Annotated in this window: 13 protein-coding genes; 4 read left to right on the top strand and 9 right to left on the bottom strand. The window is 41.3% G+C overall.

The features are described 5' to 3' along the window. Positions 1-428 precede the first annotated feature (428 nt). A complete protein-coding gene (locus OSCIL6407_RS0107525; RefSeq protein ID WP_007354775.1) occupies positions 429-1,556 on the top strand; it encodes a glycosyltransferase family 2 protein in 1,128 nt (375 codons plus the stop codon). A 405-nt stretch (positions 1,557-1,961) separates the two neighbouring features. On the opposite strand, the gene cutA is transcribed toward OSCIL6407_RS0107525, so the two are convergent. Continuing rightward, positions 1,962-2,282, bottom strand: coding sequence for a divalent-cation tolerance protein CutA (cutA, locus tag OSCIL6407_RS0107520; RefSeq protein ID WP_007354774.1), 321 nt, complete (start codon positions 2,280-2,282; stop codon positions 1,962-1,964). 149 nt (positions 2,283-2,431) lie between these two features. On the opposite strand from cutA, the gene OSCIL6407_RS0107515 reads away from it, so the two are divergent. Next, entirely contained in the window at positions 2,432-3,532 is a 1,101-nt protein-coding gene (locus tag OSCIL6407_RS0107515) for a zinc-dependent alcohol dehydrogenase (RefSeq protein WP_007354773.1), read from the top strand. A 34-nt stretch (positions 3,533-3,566) separates the two neighbouring features. Here the strand turns inward: OSCIL6407_RS0107515 and OSCIL6407_RS0107510 are convergent, their stop codons facing one another. From OSCIL6407_RS0107510 to OSCIL6407_RS0107500, 3 genes are all read right to left on the bottom strand, one after another. After that, positions 3,567-3,911: a hypothetical protein gene (locus tag OSCIL6407_RS0107510; RefSeq protein WP_007354772.1), complete on the bottom strand. Its 345-nt coding sequence runs from the start codon at positions 3,909-3,911 to the stop codon at positions 3,567-3,569. Positions 3,912-4,048: 137 nt separating this feature from the next. Continuing rightward, on the bottom strand, positions 4,049-4,789 hold the full coding sequence (locus OSCIL6407_RS0107505; RefSeq protein ID WP_019487076.1) for a DUF1963 domain-containing protein: 741 nt from the start codon (positions 4,787-4,789) through the stop codon (positions 4,049-4,051). Between the two features lie 53 nt (positions 4,790-4,842). Further along, a complete protein-coding gene (locus OSCIL6407_RS0107500; protein ID WP_007354770.1) occupies positions 4,843-5,796 on the bottom strand; it encodes an MDR/zinc-dependent alcohol dehydrogenase-like family protein in 954 nt (317 codons plus the stop codon). A gap of 667 nt (positions 5,797-6,463) precedes the next feature. Between OSCIL6407_RS0107500 and OSCIL6407_RS0107495 the strand changes: the two genes are divergently transcribed. After that, the gene (locus OSCIL6407_RS0107495) at positions 6,464-7,345 is read left to right on the top strand and encodes a ChaN family lipoprotein (protein WP_007354769.1); all 882 of its coding nucleotides are present in this window, start codon (positions 6,464-6,466) and stop codon (positions 7,343-7,345) included. Positions 7,346-7,381: 36 nt separating this feature from the next. After that, complete coding sequence (locus OSCIL6407_RS0107490) at positions 7,382-7,963, top strand: NADPH-dependent FMN reductase (protein ID WP_007354768.1); 582 nt, start codon at positions 7,382-7,384, stop codon at positions 7,961-7,963. A gap of 440 nt (positions 7,964-8,403) precedes the next feature. Here the strand turns inward: OSCIL6407_RS0107490 and OSCIL6407_RS0107485 are convergent, their stop codons facing one another. From OSCIL6407_RS0107485 to OSCIL6407_RS0107465, 5 genes are all read right to left on the bottom strand, one after another. Continuing rightward, on the bottom strand, positions 8,404-10,143 hold the full coding sequence (locus OSCIL6407_RS0107485; RefSeq protein WP_007354767.1) for an ABC transporter ATP-binding protein: 1,740 nt from the start codon (positions 10,141-10,143) through the stop codon (positions 8,404-8,406). A gap of 125 nt (positions 10,144-10,268) precedes the next feature. Further along, positions 10,269-11,057, bottom strand: coding sequence for an inositol monophosphatase family protein (locus OSCIL6407_RS0107480; RefSeq protein WP_007354766.1), 789 nt, complete (start codon positions 11,055-11,057; stop codon positions 10,269-10,271). A gap of 74 nt (positions 11,058-11,131) precedes the next feature. After that, positions 11,132-12,610 (bottom strand): BCD family MFS transporter, encoded by a 1,479-nt coding sequence (locus tag OSCIL6407_RS0107475; protein WP_007354765.1) that lies wholly within the window; start codon positions 12,608-12,610, stop codon positions 11,132-11,134. Positions 12,611-12,709: 99 nt separating this feature from the next. Beyond that, positions 12,710-14,566 (bottom strand): tetratricopeptide repeat-containing sulfotransferase family protein, encoded by a 1,857-nt coding sequence (locus OSCIL6407_RS0107470; RefSeq protein ID WP_007354764.1) that lies wholly within the window; start codon positions 14,564-14,566, stop codon positions 12,710-12,712. An 89-nt stretch (positions 14,567-14,655) separates the two neighbouring features. Then, positions 14,656-18,648: a tetratricopeptide repeat protein gene (locus OSCIL6407_RS0107465; protein ID WP_007354763.1), complete on the bottom strand. Its 3,993-nt coding sequence runs from the start codon at positions 18,646-18,648 to the stop codon at positions 14,656-14,658. Positions 18,649-18,653: the final 5 nt, after the last annotated feature.

The raw sequence follows: 18,653 nt of genomic DNA, 5'->3' as shown, positions 1-18,653 counted from the left end.
AGATGCTACTTTACAACGGGTAAAGTCTGTTTATTTTTGAGGGAGAACCATTAAGCTTGTGTCCTCAAATACATAATTTTTGTTAATCTTCGTAATTGCCTTGCGTTGATTTCTACTTGTATTCTAGTAAACATTTTATTGACAGTGCTATTGTTTCCAGGGCATCTTTACCAATTCTTTAATTATTTGGTTACTTTGATAAACTTCCCAAAACGTTGAGCCTGCTTTTAGTTTAACATTCATGCACCACACAAAATTTTTATCCAAGTATGCTGGTCAAGTATAGTATAATACTTTTTCTTTGCGCTCTCAGCTTAGAGTACCCAGATCCGACTTGCCAGTTTCACCCTTGACGCGAAATGGCATTTAGATATATTAGGTTCAGTAGAGAGTCGAACCCAAACCACTCTCAGATAACTACCCTAGATATGGATATCTCTAAAAATGATTTGGCATTGCCTTTAGTTTCAGTTATTATACCAGCCTATAATGCTGAAGTTTTTATTGAAAAAACGCTCTTGTCTGTCTTATCTCAAACTTATGATAATATTGAGGTTGTGGTCGTTGATGATGGCTCTAGCGATCGCACTGCGGAAATAGTCAAATCTTTTACTCAACAAGATCGGCGCATTATCTTTCTGCAACAGTCTAATGCCGGAGTTGCAGCGGCTCGAAATTTAGCTATTGAAAAATCCAGTGGCGAATATATTGCACCCATTGATGCGGATGATATTTGGTATCCTCAAAACCTGGAAAAACAAGTGCAGTGTATGTTAAATTCTGAGCCATCGGTAGGATTAGTTTATTCTTGGTCGCTAGATATCGATCGAGAAGAATTACTAACAGGAGGATTCTACAATTCTACCATAGAAGGAGAAGTATACAAACCTCTAATTTATAAATATTTTATAGGCAATGCTAGCTCCTCCCTAATTCGCCGTGTTTGTTTAGAGAAAGTCGGCGGTTACAACTGTCAATTGAAAGCAGAAAATGCTCAAGGCTGTGAAGACTGGGATCTTTATCTCCGCATTGCGGAATATTATCAATTTAAAGTTGTTCCAGAGTTTCTAGTCGGCTATCGCCAGATTACTAGCAGTATGTCTTCCAACTGTGCAGAAATGGCAAAGTCTCACGCTTTAATTATGGCAGATATCCGGCAGCGTCACCCTGAGATTGTCCCTAGTATTTATAATTGGTCTAGCAGTAAATTTTATATCTACTTTGCCTCTAAAAATAAGCAAAGCAAGAATTATAAAAGTACCTTAGTTTGGCTATATAAAGCTTTGAAAGCAGATTGGCTAATGACTATTTTACATCATAACTTTTATCTGCTAACAATTGACAGTATATTAAAACTTATAACTCAATCATTTCTGCCTCAATTTGTAGAGAAATCTGATTCAGAAATAGAATTAGATTCAGCCTCAAACTCAAATAGCTCAGGGATGACAATTGCCGATATTGAGCGGCGAATGAGCATACACAAACTATTGCCATCCCAAGTTTATGAAAGAATTCGGTTAAAGAGATTGGGAAACGATATAGCTAGGGACTAGGGACTAGGGAAGAGGGAAGAGGTTACGACCTAAGAGATTATGGACTAAAGGTAACAGTTGTACTTGCCCTAATCGCCCTGGCGGTTGCTATAACAGTAAAAGAGCGATCGCGATTTAGCTAGGATAATTCACGTAATCCCTATTATGTCACTTTGGTCAGAGAAAAAGGCTTTCGCCTTGAGATCGCTGGATTTTAGCCATTCTCAATAATTTATGCAACGCCCGGCGAAAGCCTTACAAACCAGTAGTTCCAGAAAATTCTCTGCCGAGAGTGACATAATAGGGATTGTATTGCCTGTTATCGGGCACCAGAAGCGTTTCCAATTGTAAATTTTGGACATATTATAAAATTAATAAATTTAGTCAGCTAATTTTTCGGTGGCTCACACTTATACCATGATACAATTAATCAACTTGTTCTGAAATCCACTGAAGATAGGCCGGATTACCAGCCACAATAGGAAGAGCTATTATTTCCGGAACTTCATAAGAATGGAGTTGACGCACCTTTGTTGCTAATACATCAAACTTGGCTAAATCAGTTTTAATAATTAGCTGCCATTCTGACTCTGAATTAATCTCGCCTTGCCAAGTATAGATCGAGTGGATTTGCGTGAAACTAACACAAGCCGCTAGCTGACTTTCAACTAAAGCCTTAGCGATCGCTTCCGCTTCCACCCGCGAACTGGCTGTCACCAGTACCACCCCGTAATTAATGCTGGTCATTTGTCAATTATAACTTAGCTACCTAACCAATTGTAGACAATTGTAGAATTAACTTTCCCAAAAATAACTTAAGTCTTGCTAAAGATTTTCCCCAGAGCTGCACCTACTACTCTAAAATAATTGAGTTGGGAAATAGTAGGCAGTTGACGATGCTCGCAGCGGTACTTTACGGTCAAGAAGATTTACGGCTAGAAACGGTTGCTGACCCCTCACCAGCGGCGGGTGAAGTCGTAATCCGAGTAGCGACGGCGACAACTTGCGGCACAGATTTGAAGGTTTGGCGGCGGGGAGGACACGCGAAAATGCTACGGCCTCCAACGCTATTTGGTCACGAAGCGGCGGGGCAAATAGTGGCAATTGGAGAAGGTGTGAAAGGTTGGGAGATAGGCGATCGCGTGGTTGCTAATAATTCTGCTCCCTGCATGAAATGTTTCTTTTGTCAACGCGAAGAATATTCTCTCTGTCCGCATTTGACGTGGAATAATGGCACTTTTGCAGAGTATTTAAAGATTCCAGCCCCAATTGTCGAGCATAATTTGCTACCAATTCCTAATGATTTACCGGAGGCTTTAGCCTCAATGACTGAACCTTTAGCCTGCGTATTACACGGGATTGCTAGGTCAAATGTGAAAGAAGGCGATCGCATTTTAGTCTTAGGAGATGGAGCAATTGGACTGATGTTTGTGGCGGTACTCGGTCAGTTGAAGGAAGAGGGAAGAAGGAAGAAGGAAGAAGGAAGAGGGAAGGAAGAAAACGGAAATTTTGTATTTCCTGATGGGGAAGTTTTCTTATTTGGTGGTAACAATAATCGGCTGGAAATTGGCAAACAATTAGGTGCAGCGAAGGTGTTTAATTATCACCAGATAACGGATATATCTGCGGTGGTGAAAGAATTAACAGATGGTTGGGGTGCAGATACGGTAATTGAATGTACAGGTGTCCCTTCTGTTTGGGAAACTGCGATCGCTTGTGCTCGTCCGGGTGCAACTGTAAATTTATTTGGTGGTTGTCCTAAAGATACAGCGATCGCATTAAGTACAGAGCAATTACACTATAGTGAATTAACGCTAAAAGGAGTTTTTCACAATACGCCAAAATACGTTAGAGAGGCATTATCTCTATTAGCAACGCGGAGGATTCCATTTGAATTATTTGTGAGCGATCGTCAGCCTTTAAAAGATTTAGAACAAGTATTTCAAGATATGCGCGATCGCAAAGTAATCAAAGTAGCAATTGAACCTAATTGTTAACAGTTAACAGTTAACGGTTAACAATTAACAGTTGCTACTGCCAGACTCCCGAAAAGATATTTTTAACTGCGATCGCAATCCGCTTCACATCTTCCTTTAAAACTGGGGGCCAAGCAATACCGCTGCGGCTTCCGGCTTCAAATTGCCGCACGCTTTCAACGGCAAATAAATGCAGTGCATAAACTAACTGCCGATCCAGCATTGGGGATTCTTGCAAAGTATCAAAAACAATTTTTAGAGCCAATAATATATTAGTCACTTGTCCGGGAATTGGTGCATTCCCTTGTTTAAGACGGCTCAAAAAAGCATCAGGATTTCGTTGAGTTTCAAGAGCAGTACCCTGATCGATCAGAAAATTGCGAGCTGTTTTATAATCCATTAGAAGTGCGATCGCGACTCTAACATTATATCACTCGCAGCACGACGACATTTAGACCGATTACTTGCTAATCTACCAATAGCTGGAACTGGCTATGTAGTCGCAGCGTGGGCACGGTCAGCCCTACTTACAGGCTATTAACCAGCGTCCGATCTTAGATTTGAAAAGTCGTGTTTTTTGAGGCGTTCAATCTCTATGAAGATCATGAGCTTATCACCATCGTGCCAAGACCAATCTAATTCGTCATTGGAATTAGCTGTAAATAGCGAAATCCACTCTGCTCCCGGAGTTGGATCGTATGCAAGGCTACAATGCGATGGATATCCGAGAAGATAGTCTTCACTGTGGTGTAAAGCATTCCGAAGATCGCGATAAGATGCACATAGCTCATCTGTATGAAATGACCACTCGTCAACTTGATATTCGTCAAAAGGGAGATCGAATGTCTGTCTAAATGTGATTGTGCAGCTAGAGCCTCTTGCAACCGAATCAGGCGATACATTAGGAACAAGTTTTGTTATATCAGTAAAGAATTCTGCATGAATATAGCCCGGATCTCCCCAAAAAAGATCGCTTTCACCATCAGGATCATCAGCGACGAAAAGGCTTAATAGTCCGCACTCAGGCAAACCAGCATTAACTTGTGGAATTTCTGCAAAGTTAAACTGGCCAAGGAAGCGGTAAAGTCCGAGATGGTGAGTTGGCCACTCGAATCCTTCTGGCAAATCAGGCGAACCACCATAACGACTTCCACCCAAGCTAATCCCAGAGTCAGACCGCATAATATCTATCGTGGTGCGGAGAAGACGACATAAATAGTCTTGGTGTAGTGCGATCGGTGTTAGCTCAAACATCTGCAAGAAGTTTGTTATGTCCATTTTTACTCAATTTTATAATCCATTAGAAGTGCGATCGCTATTCTGCGGTTATATTATTCTATTTCTAGTAACACTTTCAACACCCCAGGGCTTTGTGCTTTTTCAAAGGCGACAAGTCCTTCATCTAAGGGATAGCGACTGTGAATGAGATGTTTAACATCAACTTGATTTTGGGCTAACAACTGTAAGGCGGGTTTAAATGGGCCGCAGCGAGAACCGATTAGGGTAATTTCATCGACAACTAAGGCCGAAGCGTCGAAGCTGAGGGCTCCGGCGTAGGTACTTTTGAGGACGAGAGTTCCTCTGGGACGCAAGGCGCGACGTGCGATCGCAAACCCTTCTGGATTCCCAGTACACTCGATGGAGATGTCAAAATATCGGTCTTTCACGGCATCGGCAAAACCAGTTTTGATACCGCGATCTTCCAAGTTCCCTAATTTTTCGCGGTGTCGCCCAATAACCAACAGTTCGCAACCCGTGAGGGCAATGGTTTGGGCGACGAGTTGGCCGAGTTTGCCATCTCCGACGACTAAAACTTTATCCTCTGGACTGATGGGTACTTGTTGCTGAATTTCTAAAGCGGCGGCGACTGGTTCTGTGAAGGTTGCCGCATCGGTGGATACGCTATCGGGTACGGGGTGAAGGTTTGCGACTGGTAGAGTCAGGTATTCGGCAAAGGCCCCGTTACGGTTGACGATGCCCAAGACGGTGCGATTTTCGCAGTGGGTTGGTTGTTCGCTGAGGCAAAAACGGCACTTACCGCAGGCGGCGTTAATTTCGCCAACGACTCGTTTATTTACTAAGTCTGCGGGCCCTCGTTCGACAATGCCGACAAATTCGTGACCAAGGATACCTCGATAGGGGTAGTAGCCTCTGAGTAATTCTAAGTCTGTGTTGCAGATACCCGCCCGCAAAACTCGTACTAAGGCTTCTCCGGGTGGCGGTTCTGGGATGGGGAGGTTGGTGCAAAGTTGCAGTTGCTTGTTTTCTAGCCACAGTCCTTTCATCTCTTTTCCCGCTTTGGCTTTTTTCTATAGTTTATGGCATTTCCCCCTCTTCCTTCTTCCTTCTTCCTTCTTCCTTCTTCCTTCAATATGCTTAAACAAACAACAACACCCAAGCGTTACTTACTGAGTAATTTCCTCTAATTTGTATTTCGACGTGGAGTTAAACTAAATTCTAAGATTCAGTTTCATTGCTCCCTCATCAACATTTGAGGAAATATCAGACTTCGCGGTGAGTGTTGTTGTTGTTGGATGAGACAGATGTAAAGTTAAACAGCGCTTTTTACTCCTTATTCAAAAGTGAAACTTCAAGGTGTGAACTTCAAAGGTATGAGCTTTAAAGTATGAACTTCGCTGTGATATCTGTCGGGTGAAGCTTTTGTTTGCTTCATGTTATTAATCTAGCACCTTCTCTAAGAGATGCAAGTACCTGCAATGAAAGTTTACTTTTTGATAGATAACTACTAATTAAATGTAAACTTATTAGAACTTACGCATCAATCAGGCAACGCCGCCGACAGGCGAGGTCAGGATACCTTGTCTATTGGCGGTTGTGTCTATTAGTGACTGTATTGACAATGGGTAAGTGCTAATCAAGTAAGAAGATTAAATTATATAAATTGGATGAGATCGGTGGTGTGTGGCTGCGATCGCAAGGCAAAATACGATCATGAACAAACTTAAACTAACCAAACTCTACGCTTTGTCTCTAGGCTTGTTCCTATTCTGTAGCAGTCAAGCTTTGGCGGAAGTGACAGGGAACTTGCAACCGCAGCAGACATATACTAGCCAGGAGATTCTACAACAGTTGGCGGCGGCAAATGTCGTGTATCTGGGGGAAACTCACGACAGCCTCGAAGATCATCAAGCTCAACTGAAGATTATCAGAGAACTGTATCGGCAAAATCGCAAAGTTGCGATCGCACTGGAAATGTTTCAGCGTCCCTTTCAAGGTGCGATCGACCAATATTTAGCTGGTAAAATTACAGAAGCCGAATTAATCGAGCAAACCCAGTATAATCAAAGATGGGGATTTCCTTGGGAATATTACGCACCGATTTTGCGGTTTGCCAAGGAAAATCAACTGCCAGTATTAGCCTTGAATACACCCACAGAAGTAACGCGAAAAGTTGCCCGCGAAGGCTTAGAAAGTCTGACAGCAGAAGAAAAACAGCACATTCCCGCCCCCTCAGAAATTCGTACCGATAATGCTGAATATCGGCAAATATTGCTAGAGATTTATCAGCAACACGCCTCTGAGGGACATGGTTCTAGTGCTGGCTTCGATCGTTTTTTTCTAGCCCAAACCCTCTGGGATGAAACAATGGCAGAAACAATCGCTCAATTTATCACAGTTAAGCCTAATTATCAAGTAGTAGTGCTAGCAGGGAAAGGCCATATCGCCTATGGCTACGGCATTCCCAGCCGCGTCGCCAGACGTTTAAGTAGTAGAAAGTTACTGCAAAGATCGGTGCTGTTTTTTTCAGCCTCAGATAGCCTTTCGTCAACAGATCGACCTATTGCTGACTTCATCTGGCAGCACGCGGAATAGTACAATTTAACTGGAACCAAATACTAGGAACAACCAATGATAAACGCACCAAAAATCCTTGCTTTTGCCGGCAGTACCCGCGAAGCATCCTACAACAAACTGCTGGTCAAAATTGCGGCTTCTGGGGCTAGAGCCGCCAGTGCTGAAGTGACTTATGTCGATTTCCGGGATTTGCCGATGCCACTATTTGATGAAGATTTGGAGGCCAGAGAGGGAATGCCAGAAAATGCCCGGAAATTTAAGGAATTGATGATAGCACATCAGGGGTTTTTGATTGCTTCTCCTGAGTATAACAGTTCAGTTACTCCTGTTTTGAAAAATGCAATCGATTGGGCATCTCGTCCGCAGCCTGGCGAACCGGGGTTGGTGGCTTTTACTGACAAAGTAGCAGTAATTATGAGTGCTTCACCTGGGGCATTGGGCGGTTTGCGAGGGTTAGTTCATTTGCGCTCGATTTTGGGCAATATTAATGTGTTTGTGCTGCCAGATCAGAAGGCAGTTCCTAAAGCCTATGAAGCTTTTAATGCTGATGGTACGATGAAAGATCCGAAACAGCAGGAGTTGGTTGAGAATCTTGGTGCAAAGTTATCAAATGTGTTAGCGAAATTAATCGCTTGATGCGATATAAGTATGCAATAGAATCATTTTAGGATTACCAATAATGATTCTATGGCAACTATTTGAAGAAAAAATACGCTGAGAAGGCGAATTAAATGAAAATTAAAACTCATAGAACTTATGGATACTTTTGTGTAAGTCCCGTGAGTTTTAAATAATTAGGACTTACGCAGGGAGTCCCAGAAACCGGGTTTTTGAGAGAATCTATGGATAAGGGCGAAGTATTTTCGTCAAAAAACCCGGTTTCTTTGGTTGAGTGCGTAAGTCGTGTAATGGGATATAGATGCAAGTTGGAGAGGTTAAATGTAACTCAAACTTGATTAATAAGTAAATCCACCTAATTAAACATAAGATCGGGATGGCTAAAAAGCTGACTGTATAAACATTCTTCCTTCTCTCCTAGATAACTAAATCCTTCTTCCTTCTACTTAACATTCCCGTTAGCGTTCTCCGATTTGCTGTCGCCACATAGCGTAGTAAAGCCCCTTCTGATTCACCAGTTCATCGTGGTTTCCAGTCTCCACAATTCGACCTTTTTCCAAAACAAAAATCCGATCGGCGTGCATAATCGTAGACAATCGATGGGCAATCAAAATTGTAATTTGCTCTTTCAAGGCTGAAATTTCTTTAATTGTTTCAGTAATCTGTTCTTCGGTCAGAGAATCTAACGCAGATGTTGCCTCATCAAAAATCAACAGGCGTGGTTGACGGATCAGGGCGCGGGCAATAGAAATTCGCTGCCTTTCACCGCCCGATAATTTAACACCACTTTCACCAATTATTGTATTTATACCCTGTTCAGATCGGGTGAGTAAATTCTCACAGGATGCTTGTTTGAGTGCTGCAATAATTTCTGCATCGGTGGCATCAGGTTGGACAAATTGGAGGTTTTCCTTAATGGTGCCTGCAAATAAATGAGTTTCCTGGGTTACAAATCCAATTTGTCGCCGCACCTGATTGTAGCGAATATCTTTGGTAGAAATATCGTTATAAAATACTTCTCCGCTATTAGGTTGGTACAAGCCAACTAGCAATTTTACCAATGTTGATTTCCCCGACCCTGAAGGGCCAACAAAGGCAATTGTATCCCCCAGATTTGCCGCAAAAGAAATCCCATCCAGGGAATTTTCAGAGGCCCCCTGATATCGAAAGACAACGTTCAAGAAACTCAAACGATTCACCAGTCCAATCTCAATGGGTGATTCAGGTCGGCGTTCAATCGGTTTTTGCATCAGTTGATCGAAGTGCTGTAACGATGCTTCGGCTTCACGATAGGCGAGAATGATGTTACCCAATTCTTGCAGCGGCGCAAAAATAGAAACAGAAATAAATTGCATAGCAATTAACTCGCCTGTGCTCAACACATCTCGAAAAATGAGCCATAGTAGTGTGAATAAAATCGACAGCTTTAGCAAGCTAAGCGTCGTTCCCTGCAAAAATGATAAAAGCCGGATTTGTTTGACCTTCTCCATTTCCAGGGCAAATATTTTGACAGTTTGTCCTTGTAAACGCCGAATTTCTGGGAAGGTCAACCCTAAACTTTTGATCAGCTCAATGTTATGCAGCGACTCGGTAATAAACCCAGAACTTTTAGAAGTTTCGCGCATAATCGATCGCTGTTGACCTTTAATTTTTTGGCTCAAAAGTCCGGTTAATCCCCCTAAACCCAACACGCCAACTACAAATACGGGTACCAGTGCCCAGTGTTTAGTCACAGCATACCAAACCAAAAAAAACACTCCGACAATTGACGAAAACAGGATATTAATAAACGAATTTATAAAGCGTTCTGTGTCACTGCGAACCTTTAACAAAAGGGCTAGCGTTTCACCGCTTTGCTGGTTTTCAAATTCCTGATAGGTAAGCCTGAGTGTTTGTCGTAACCCGTCGTTAAATATCTGCGTGCCAAATTTTTGCACTACCAGCCGGGTCATGTATTCTTGTATAGCTTTGGTAAGTCGTGATAATACTGCAATAGCGACGGCGATTATCAACAGCACCAGCACCCCAGAGACTAGCTCTGCATCCGTTTTCGTTCGCCGTTGGGTGGCGTAATCATCAATGATTTTTCCAAAAATAATCGGGTCTACCAGTGCTAGAACCTGGCTGATACCTGCTAGTAATAACGATAGAACCGCAAGCCATTGATAAGGCTTTAGGTAATTCCAGAGAATACGCATTGACTTATCTGAATCATACTCCAGTAGGTTTTGAGAAGCTTTTGTTTCAGTGCATATTATAGCGTTTATTTATGTCCATATACTTATTAAATTTCGTTCCCTAAGAAAGAATAAGTTATAAGTTTTTAGCCCCTCATCAACGGCAAAAACACTGACTTCAATTCCTCCCGACTCACCACTAAAGTAGGATACGAGCGACTTCCATAATTCTTACCAACTTCCAAAGGAAAAATTGCCTCAGATTCCAAGGGTATCCAAACACCATCAGCCGCTTTTAAAATCACCCAACTCCCCGCAATATCCCAAATCTTCGGCGTAGCTTCTACCCCACCCAAAACCGCACCCGCCGCCACCGTTAAAAAATTGTAACTAGCCATTCCTAACATCCGAATTTTAGCAGGAATCTGAGGTGCAACTGCGATACTGCGCGAACAAATGTTAAAAAAGTGATTTGAAGTCAGCGCATCAGCACTAGAATGAATTTGTCGATCGTTCAAAAAAGCTCCAGAATTGCCACTAAGTCCAGAATCTCCCAACCAAAAACCGTGAAAAGATTGATTTATGGGTGGCAAATGTACGTAGCCAAAAACAGGCACTCCTTGATATAATAAACCCATCGAGATTCCCCAAATAGGAATGCCTCTAGCAAAATTAGTAGTGCCATCCAAAGGGTCAATTATCCAGCACCATTCATTCCCTGGAAAAACGTGCTCTCCCTCTTCACTTAAAACTCCATGACTAGGAAAAGCTGACATAATTGCATCTCGAATTTCTGCATCCGCCCACTTGTCAGATTGAGTTACCAAACTCCCATCTAACTTTTCTGAAGCTTGGACAGAACCGAAATCCTTTAACAATTGTACTCCGACTCTAGCCGCCGTACTTTGGGCAAAACTAAAAATTGAATCCCACATGAGAGTTAAAATAAACAACCGCAGATTAATGCAGATATATCATACAATTATCTGCGTCCATCTGCGGAAAAAAATTAATCCAATTCATTTTCTAGAATAGACGCGATCGCATTATTCGCATTCTCCCGAAACTCTTTCACATTTACGCGCCCCAATAGTAAAATTGCTGCCACCATCCCTATAGCTTGTAGCGCAAAAACCAATCCATAAGCCAACACAGGGGCATCAAAAACAACCTTTCCTAAATTCAAAACCACGCCGCCGATGACAGTAGCTAAACCCCTTGCCATTGCCTGAGATAAACCCCAAGCACCGATAAAAGTACCAGCAGTTTCCGCCGCCGTTAAATCCAGCATTAAACTTGTGGCACCAGCAGTCAATACCCCAGCAGAAAAACCAAAAAATAGCAAACTAGCTTTTAGTAATCCGGCGTTGGCTGTAAATCCAGAGAGAATAATTAAGCCAAAACAAATCGCTGCCGCTGTACATCCCATCTTAGTCGTTTTCACCTTACCTAAACGCGGTAAAATCAAAAAACCTGTGCCACTAATACCGATCAGCGTCCCCATACCAAAAGGAACATTCAACTTTGTGGTTTCCGAAATACACATTCCGAAAACTTCGCCGCCATAGGGTTCCATAATCGCGTCCTGCATGAACAAACTAATAGTTAGCACCAGCAGAAAGCTAAAAAATAAACCAGTTTGGCGGCTAGCAGTCAATACTTTCAAAGCCTTACCTAAACTAATTTTATCCTCTCTGTTAACCGCACTGGAACGCAAAGCAAAGCGAGAGTATTTTTTTTCTATACCGACAGTCGCCAGTAAAGATAAACCAAATACAACTGCCGGCATAATTACAAATAGAGGATTAATTGAGCTTTGCAATTTTGCTAAATCTGTAACTGGTGTCCCTAGAGAGGGATTGTATGACAAAATATCTGCTCCACAAACTTCAGCTCGACTGATTAATTTAGAGCTAATAATTGCTCCCAATACAATACCAACCATGAGCATTGACCAAACAACTCCAATTAATTTGGAGCGGTTGTCTTCATCAGAAATATCTACTAAAAGAGCAGCAAAAGGTGTGGAACTCGCACTCAAAACTAAACCATAAAAAGCAAAAACTAGCGCTAGAACTCCCGCCCAACTATAAGTTTGCGGGCTCCATCCTGTAGCCTGCAAACTACCGCCGAGTTGCCAAACTACTTGCAGCGCGATGAATGATGTTGTCGTGAAAAGTGCGGCTCCAATCCAGACAAAACCGGTGCGGTGGTAGCCAAAAATAGTTTTTGAGTCCGACATTTGGCCGAACCACACCCGCGCCGGTGACATGAATTGGTGCATTGCGATCGCACCCGCAGCAATCCAAGGTAAGACTTTAAGCTCATCAATCATCAGCCGATTGAGTACCCCCAGGGTGAGCAGCGACATAATGCCCAATCCCATCTGAAACAAACCCAGCCGGAACATAGTCAGCAGTTTAATCGTAGGAATTGTTGCTGAGCTGGACTCTGTGAATTCTGGATCTGGTAAACCGTCGATCGCCATAATTATTCAAGGAAATATAGCATTTGTATTCTTATAACTAAGAATACCTGTTGATGGCTAATTTAAAGCATAAAATAGGTAATAGTTAACCTTTAGAAATTATTTCCAGTTAAATTTAATCCCTAAAAAATCTTCCAATTGCTGATTATAAGGGCAGAAATAATTGCTGAGCCAGGAGCGCATTGACTCGCTCACCGACGGATAGAACCCTGGATTGTAATTCGCATACTCGGAAATATAATACTCCGGCAAACCGACAAATTCTAAAACTTGCTTCATCACGACTGCCGTATGTTCATAAAAGTCTTCACTCCTCAGAATTAGCAACTGTTCTCTCGGAAATAACTCTAGCCATTTCTTAATAAACTCAACATACATACCGCGAGCTAAATAATTTCCTGGTTCTTCTCCTATAATATAATCAGGATTGTTTTCCAGCCTTTCTACCTCATCAGCGATTGCCTCTTCAAAAGAGCGATTTTCCCAGTTTAAACTCACCCAGCGATAGTATTGAGAAATGGCTCTATCTACAGGATTTCTCAACAGCACAATTAGCTTTACCTTCGGAAAAGTATTGAAAAGTCTTTGCCCTGCGTCCCGATAATCAAGATAGCTGGGACTAGCTTCTCCTGTTAAAAAATGTTGCCCTTGAGGAAGTGGGGGAAAATGAGATAAATACCAATCAATACCTCTGTTGAAATGCCACGACCAAAAATCGACCTCCTTTTTAATAGGAGACAAAATCTGCGGATGCTGAGTCAGATAACTGTACAGAGAAGTCGTACCGCAACGCTGAGAACCAATGATAATAAAGTCAGGAGCTTGTACGGGTTCTAATTTTTTTTGCTCTTGTCCTGAACCTGCAAGCAATATTAAAGTTTGTTTGTAAGTTGCAGTTTGATAACACGCGATCGCTTCATCAAGCTTATTTTGTCGAGTTAAAGCTTCCCCTAAATTTAAGTAAGGCCAAAAACTATCGGGTTTAATTTCAATTGCTCGGTGGCATAAACTAACAGCTTGTTCGAGTTTTCCTTGCTTAGCAAAAACTTCCCATAAATTATAGTAAAACCACCAATGGAAATCTGGATGCAACTCCATAGCATGGAGGAAAGCCGCAGCAGCTTCATCGTCTTTATATTGCCTCGTCAGTGCTACCCCTAAATTGTAGTAAGACCAACAGGAATCGGGGTTTTCTCTAATCGCTCTGCGGCACGAGTTCAGTTCTATATCTAACTCATTCTTTTTCTTTAATAGCCGCTCTAATTCCTTAGAAACATCAGCATTATCTGGCTGAATTTCGAGTGTTGCTTGGTAAAAAATAATTGCACCCTCTAACTGGTTATGCTTTGCCAAAGCATTTCCTAACTGTGAATAGAGTTCGGGATCTGGGGTAACAAAACTTAGCAAATTAGTGTAACTTAACCTTGACTTTTGCTCAGAATTAGGGTGATAATAATTAATAGCTTGCTCTAAACCAAACTCAGATCGTTGCCGCAGAGCATCCCCAAATTTTTCATAAATTCCAGGTAAATTTGGATCGACTGCAACAGCACGAAAATAGGCTGCACTCGCCTCATCCCATTCTTGCATCAACGCCAGAGCATCGCCTAAATTATAATAAGACCAAGAGAAATTAGGGTTTAACTCAATTGCTTTTCGGTAAGCAGCGACGGCTTCATTCCACTGTTCTTGTTTGAGCAAAGCATAGCCTAAATTGTGATAAGACCAAGAAAAATCTGGCTTGAGTTCAATTGCGCGACGATTTGCCTCAATAGCTTCCAGCCATTTTTTTTGCTTGACAAGAACATCTCCTAATTTGTGGAAATACCAAGAAACTTTAGGGCTTAGTTGTGATGCGCGATCGTAAGCGATCGCAGCTTCCTGAAACTCTCCTTTTTCTTGCAAAGCATCACCTAACTTATCATAAACTTCTGCTTGGCTATAATCCTCACACATTGCACATACCTACAACTTTGATTAATAATAATTCTGCCCGATCGTAACGCCGCCCTCTGGGCGGTTTTTTTACCGCCCAGAGGGCGGCGTTAGATAATTCTATAAGTCCAAATTAACTTTTCTAGCAACTCCAAGTCAACCTTAATATCTTGGTGTATAGGAAGACGAGAATCGGTATTTTCCCATAACTCGCCAATTAAATAGTGATGTTCCAAACCACATATATTACTAAGTATCCAGTAGCAATTAGGAAGATATGTCGGCGAAAAAATTTCTATAATTTTAGTTCCCGGCTTACAGAATACAATATTAGTCAATCCAGCACCGTGAGGCGCTACCACAACTTCAGCATTTGCTAAACAAGATGCCTGTTCTGCCACTGACATAGTTTCTAGTTTAACGCTTTCAAATCCCCATTTATCTAAAAAGTTTAATACCTCTTCTTCATTAATAAATCGACGATAGGAAGCTAACTCACGGCTAATATAAATTCGCCTGAATTTGTCTATTTTTGGCTTGCTTTTTTCTCTTGAAAATTCCCTCTTGATAAACTCGCAAGCCCATTTTGATATTTGAGATACTCCTTGGTAACAAATTGACGGAACTACTAAATTTTCAGCTTTTATATGCAGACCACAACTACTCTCGATAATCTTTGTTTCTGGAATCCCTAATGTTTTCAGAGTTTCCTTTTCGTATGAATGATCGGTATTATTAACTATAAACTTATCTATTGTCTCTATCTCTATCCCACTACGACGTAAAAGATCGAAGCGGGGAATTACATCAAACATCCAATGATAATAAGCTGCACCGCCCCAGCGTACTGATAAAAAGGCAACATTTCCCTCTATGTATTCAATAGGAGGTAATTTATCTGAAGGTATTACTAATTCTGCACAACCCGTAGAAATATCCGTAACTAACTTATTTTCCGAATTAATTACAGCGCTTGTAATTACATCCGCCCAGACACGACCATCTGGAATGACGGCAACAAATGTTTTTGGTAAATAATATTTATCTTCTGAAAATATGCTATTATTAAGGCTTTTAGAAGGTAATAAAGAAATTTCATCACCAGGCGAAATTTTGATATAATTTATAGTAGGATCAAATTCAGATGTGACTGTTAAATCTTCTCTAAACTGACAATATTTTTTCAGAACCTTTAAGGGTAGCATTTGATACTCACAACAGTGATACTCGGACTTTTCTAATTCACCTTGTTTTTCTAAGGCGTAACCAACTTTGTGATAAACTTCTAACAAGCCTGGTTTAATCTGTAGTGCTTCTATGAAAGAAGCGATCGCCCCTTCCCAATCCTTCTTTTCCAACAAACACAATCCCAAACCTTCGTAAGCAAAATAAGCCTTGGGATCGATTTCGATCGCCTGTTCGTAAATAGCCATTGCTTCATCCCACAATCCTAGTTGTCGCAGACCATCTCCTAATTTTTTACGCATCCAAGTATCCTCCGCTTCCAGCTCAACCGCACGCTGATAAGCGCTAACTGCTTCCTCCCAATACTGCTGTTCTTCCAAAACTTCCCCTAAGCTATAGTAAGACCAACAAAAATCAGGGTTCAAATCAATTGAGCGGCGGTAAGCATCCGCAGCTTCTTCCCAATCAGAAATTTTTACCAACGCCTCCCCTAACTTGTTATATAACCAACAAAAATCAGGGTTGATTTTAATCCCCTGCCGATAAGCCGCCGCAGCTTCTTCCCATCTAGAAAGTTGCATCAGGATATCCCCTAAATTGTTGTAAGACCAACAGAAATCAGGGTTTAATTCAATAGCGCGACGGTAGACAGCAATAGCTCGATCGTCTTCCCCTAATTCTTGTAAAATTTCCCCTAAATAGTGGTAAGACCAACTGAAATTTGGGTTGAGATTAATCGAACGCCAATAGATAGAGGCTGCTCGGTTTAACTCTTTTTTTTCTTGCAGCAACTTTCCTAATTTGTGGTAAACTAATGAAACCTGATTTTTATGCCATTCTCGGAATTTTAAACTGTCCGGGAAATCTGCTAGTTTGATTTCGCCTTCTTTCGTTAGGAAGTCTTTGATATCCAGTTCCGGCACTGATATTTTGGGCTGAAATTCAAGTGCTTTTTGATAATGGGAAATTGCTTCTTCTAAATAACCTTGGGCGGCTATCGCTTCTCCCAAATTTAGGTAAGCATTAGTTAAGAGAGCTTTCTCTTCTAACTGCTTCTCATTGGCGATTTTTTTTACTATGAGTTGATAACCTTTGTGAATCACCTCTAATTGGTTTTGATACATTGAAATAAAAGTATCTATCCCTAGCTTAGGATTTTGCTCTGGATTTTCGGGAAAGGTAAATTCGTAATCGTCAAAAATTATCAAACCGCCTACTTTTACCAGCCGCCAAGAGAGGATTGTATCTTCCAAAACGCTGCTAGCTTTGTGACAGCCATCGATGTAAGCTACTTCATAGTAATCCGATGTCAGAGTTACCAATAAATCCTGAGATAGCCCCTCTAACTTAATTACTTTCTGTGCTCCTCCAGTTTTAGCAATATTGCCATCAAACTGTGCCTGAAAATAGAGATCGATAGATGTGATTCTTGCTGTCGTGTCCGTTAGAATACGATCTAGAAGCCAGCAAGTAGACATTCCTTGGAAACTGCCTATTTCTAAGATATTAATTCCCGGCATCCCGGCAAATTGCTGTAAATGTTTTTCCCAGATGGGGATATTATGAGTAAACCAATCTTGTGTAAATTGATATTTGTTGGCAGCGCATTGATGCCAACCTCTTAATTCACTAGCTTTTTGATGGCAGACAATCGCTTCCTCTAGCTCTCCATATTTAGGTAATATATTCCCTAAATCAGTATAGGCAACCGCAGAGTTTGGGTCAATTTCTATCTGGCTGCGATAAACAGATATTTGCCGATCTAACTCATCTTTTCTTGCTAAGACATTCTCTAACTCTGAGGCAACTTTAGCATCTTCTGGATTAATGTGCAATGCTATTTGATAAAAAACAATCGCTCCACTAAACTGATGTTGTTTGGTTAAATTATTTGCTAAGTCAACATAAAACTCGCTATCATCTGTGATGATATTTAGCAGGTTATAGTAAGTTTTTCCATTATCTGAATTCACTTGGATAGCTTGGCAATAGTCTCTAACCGTTGCATCTAAATCTGATGCTGTTCGCTGTCGCAAAATGTATCCTATACGGTTGTAAATTCCAGGCAAATCTCGCTGAAGCACAAGTGCAGAGAGATAACCTGCAAGTGCTTCGTCCCAGGATTTTAGATTGGTCATAGCAACAGCTAAGTTATAGTAAAACCAAGGAATATCACCTTTCATCTCAATGGCTTTCTGATAACTATTTATGGCTTTATCCCAACGTTCTTGTTTGAGAAAGACATCTCCTAAACTGTTGTATGACCAACAGTAATTTGGGTTGAGTTCAATTGCTTTGCTGTAATAAGCAATAGCTGAATCCAACTCGCCCTTTTGTACCAAAACATTTCCTAAACTGTGATAAGCACGAACATAATTGGGATTGATTTCAAGGCTTTTATATTGACAGGCAATTGCTTCATCAATGTTGCCTTTAGCTGCTAATAGTTTCCCTAAACTGTGGTGACTTCCAAAAGCATCAGGTTTGAGTTTAATCGCTTGGCGGTAATAGGCGATTGCTTCCTCAAATTTATTTTTACTTGTGAAAATTTCCCCTAAATTGTGGTAAGCTTGTACTAAAGTTGAATTTGCCTGAATTGCTCGTAGGTAACAAGCAATAGCTTCCTCCAGCTTTCCCTGTTCTACTAAAGTATTGCCTAAAGTTAAATGTTCCTCAGCGGTTGCCCAATTCGGATCGAGAGTTAGCGCTTGATACCAGCAATCTGCTGCGGCTTCAGCTTTTTTTAACTGCGTCCAAATTCTAGCTAAATTACGGTAAGCGCCTGCAAAATTCGGTTGAAGCTTCAACGCTTCTTCGCAAGCTGCAATTGCTTCATTTAATTTGCCTTGGGCTAAATAAATTTCTGCTTGCTGGTTAAAGTTAAACGCTACCGTTTCCATATTTTGAGTTGATGTCATATTGA

Source organism: Kamptonema formosum PCC 6407, from assembly GCF_000332155.1.
GTDB lineage: Bacteria > Cyanobacteriota > Cyanobacteriia > Cyanobacteriales > Microcoleaceae > Kamptonema > Kamptonema formosum.
The sequence above is the reverse complement of the archived record's forward strand: the minus strand, read 5'-3'. Positions and strand labels throughout refer to the sequence as shown.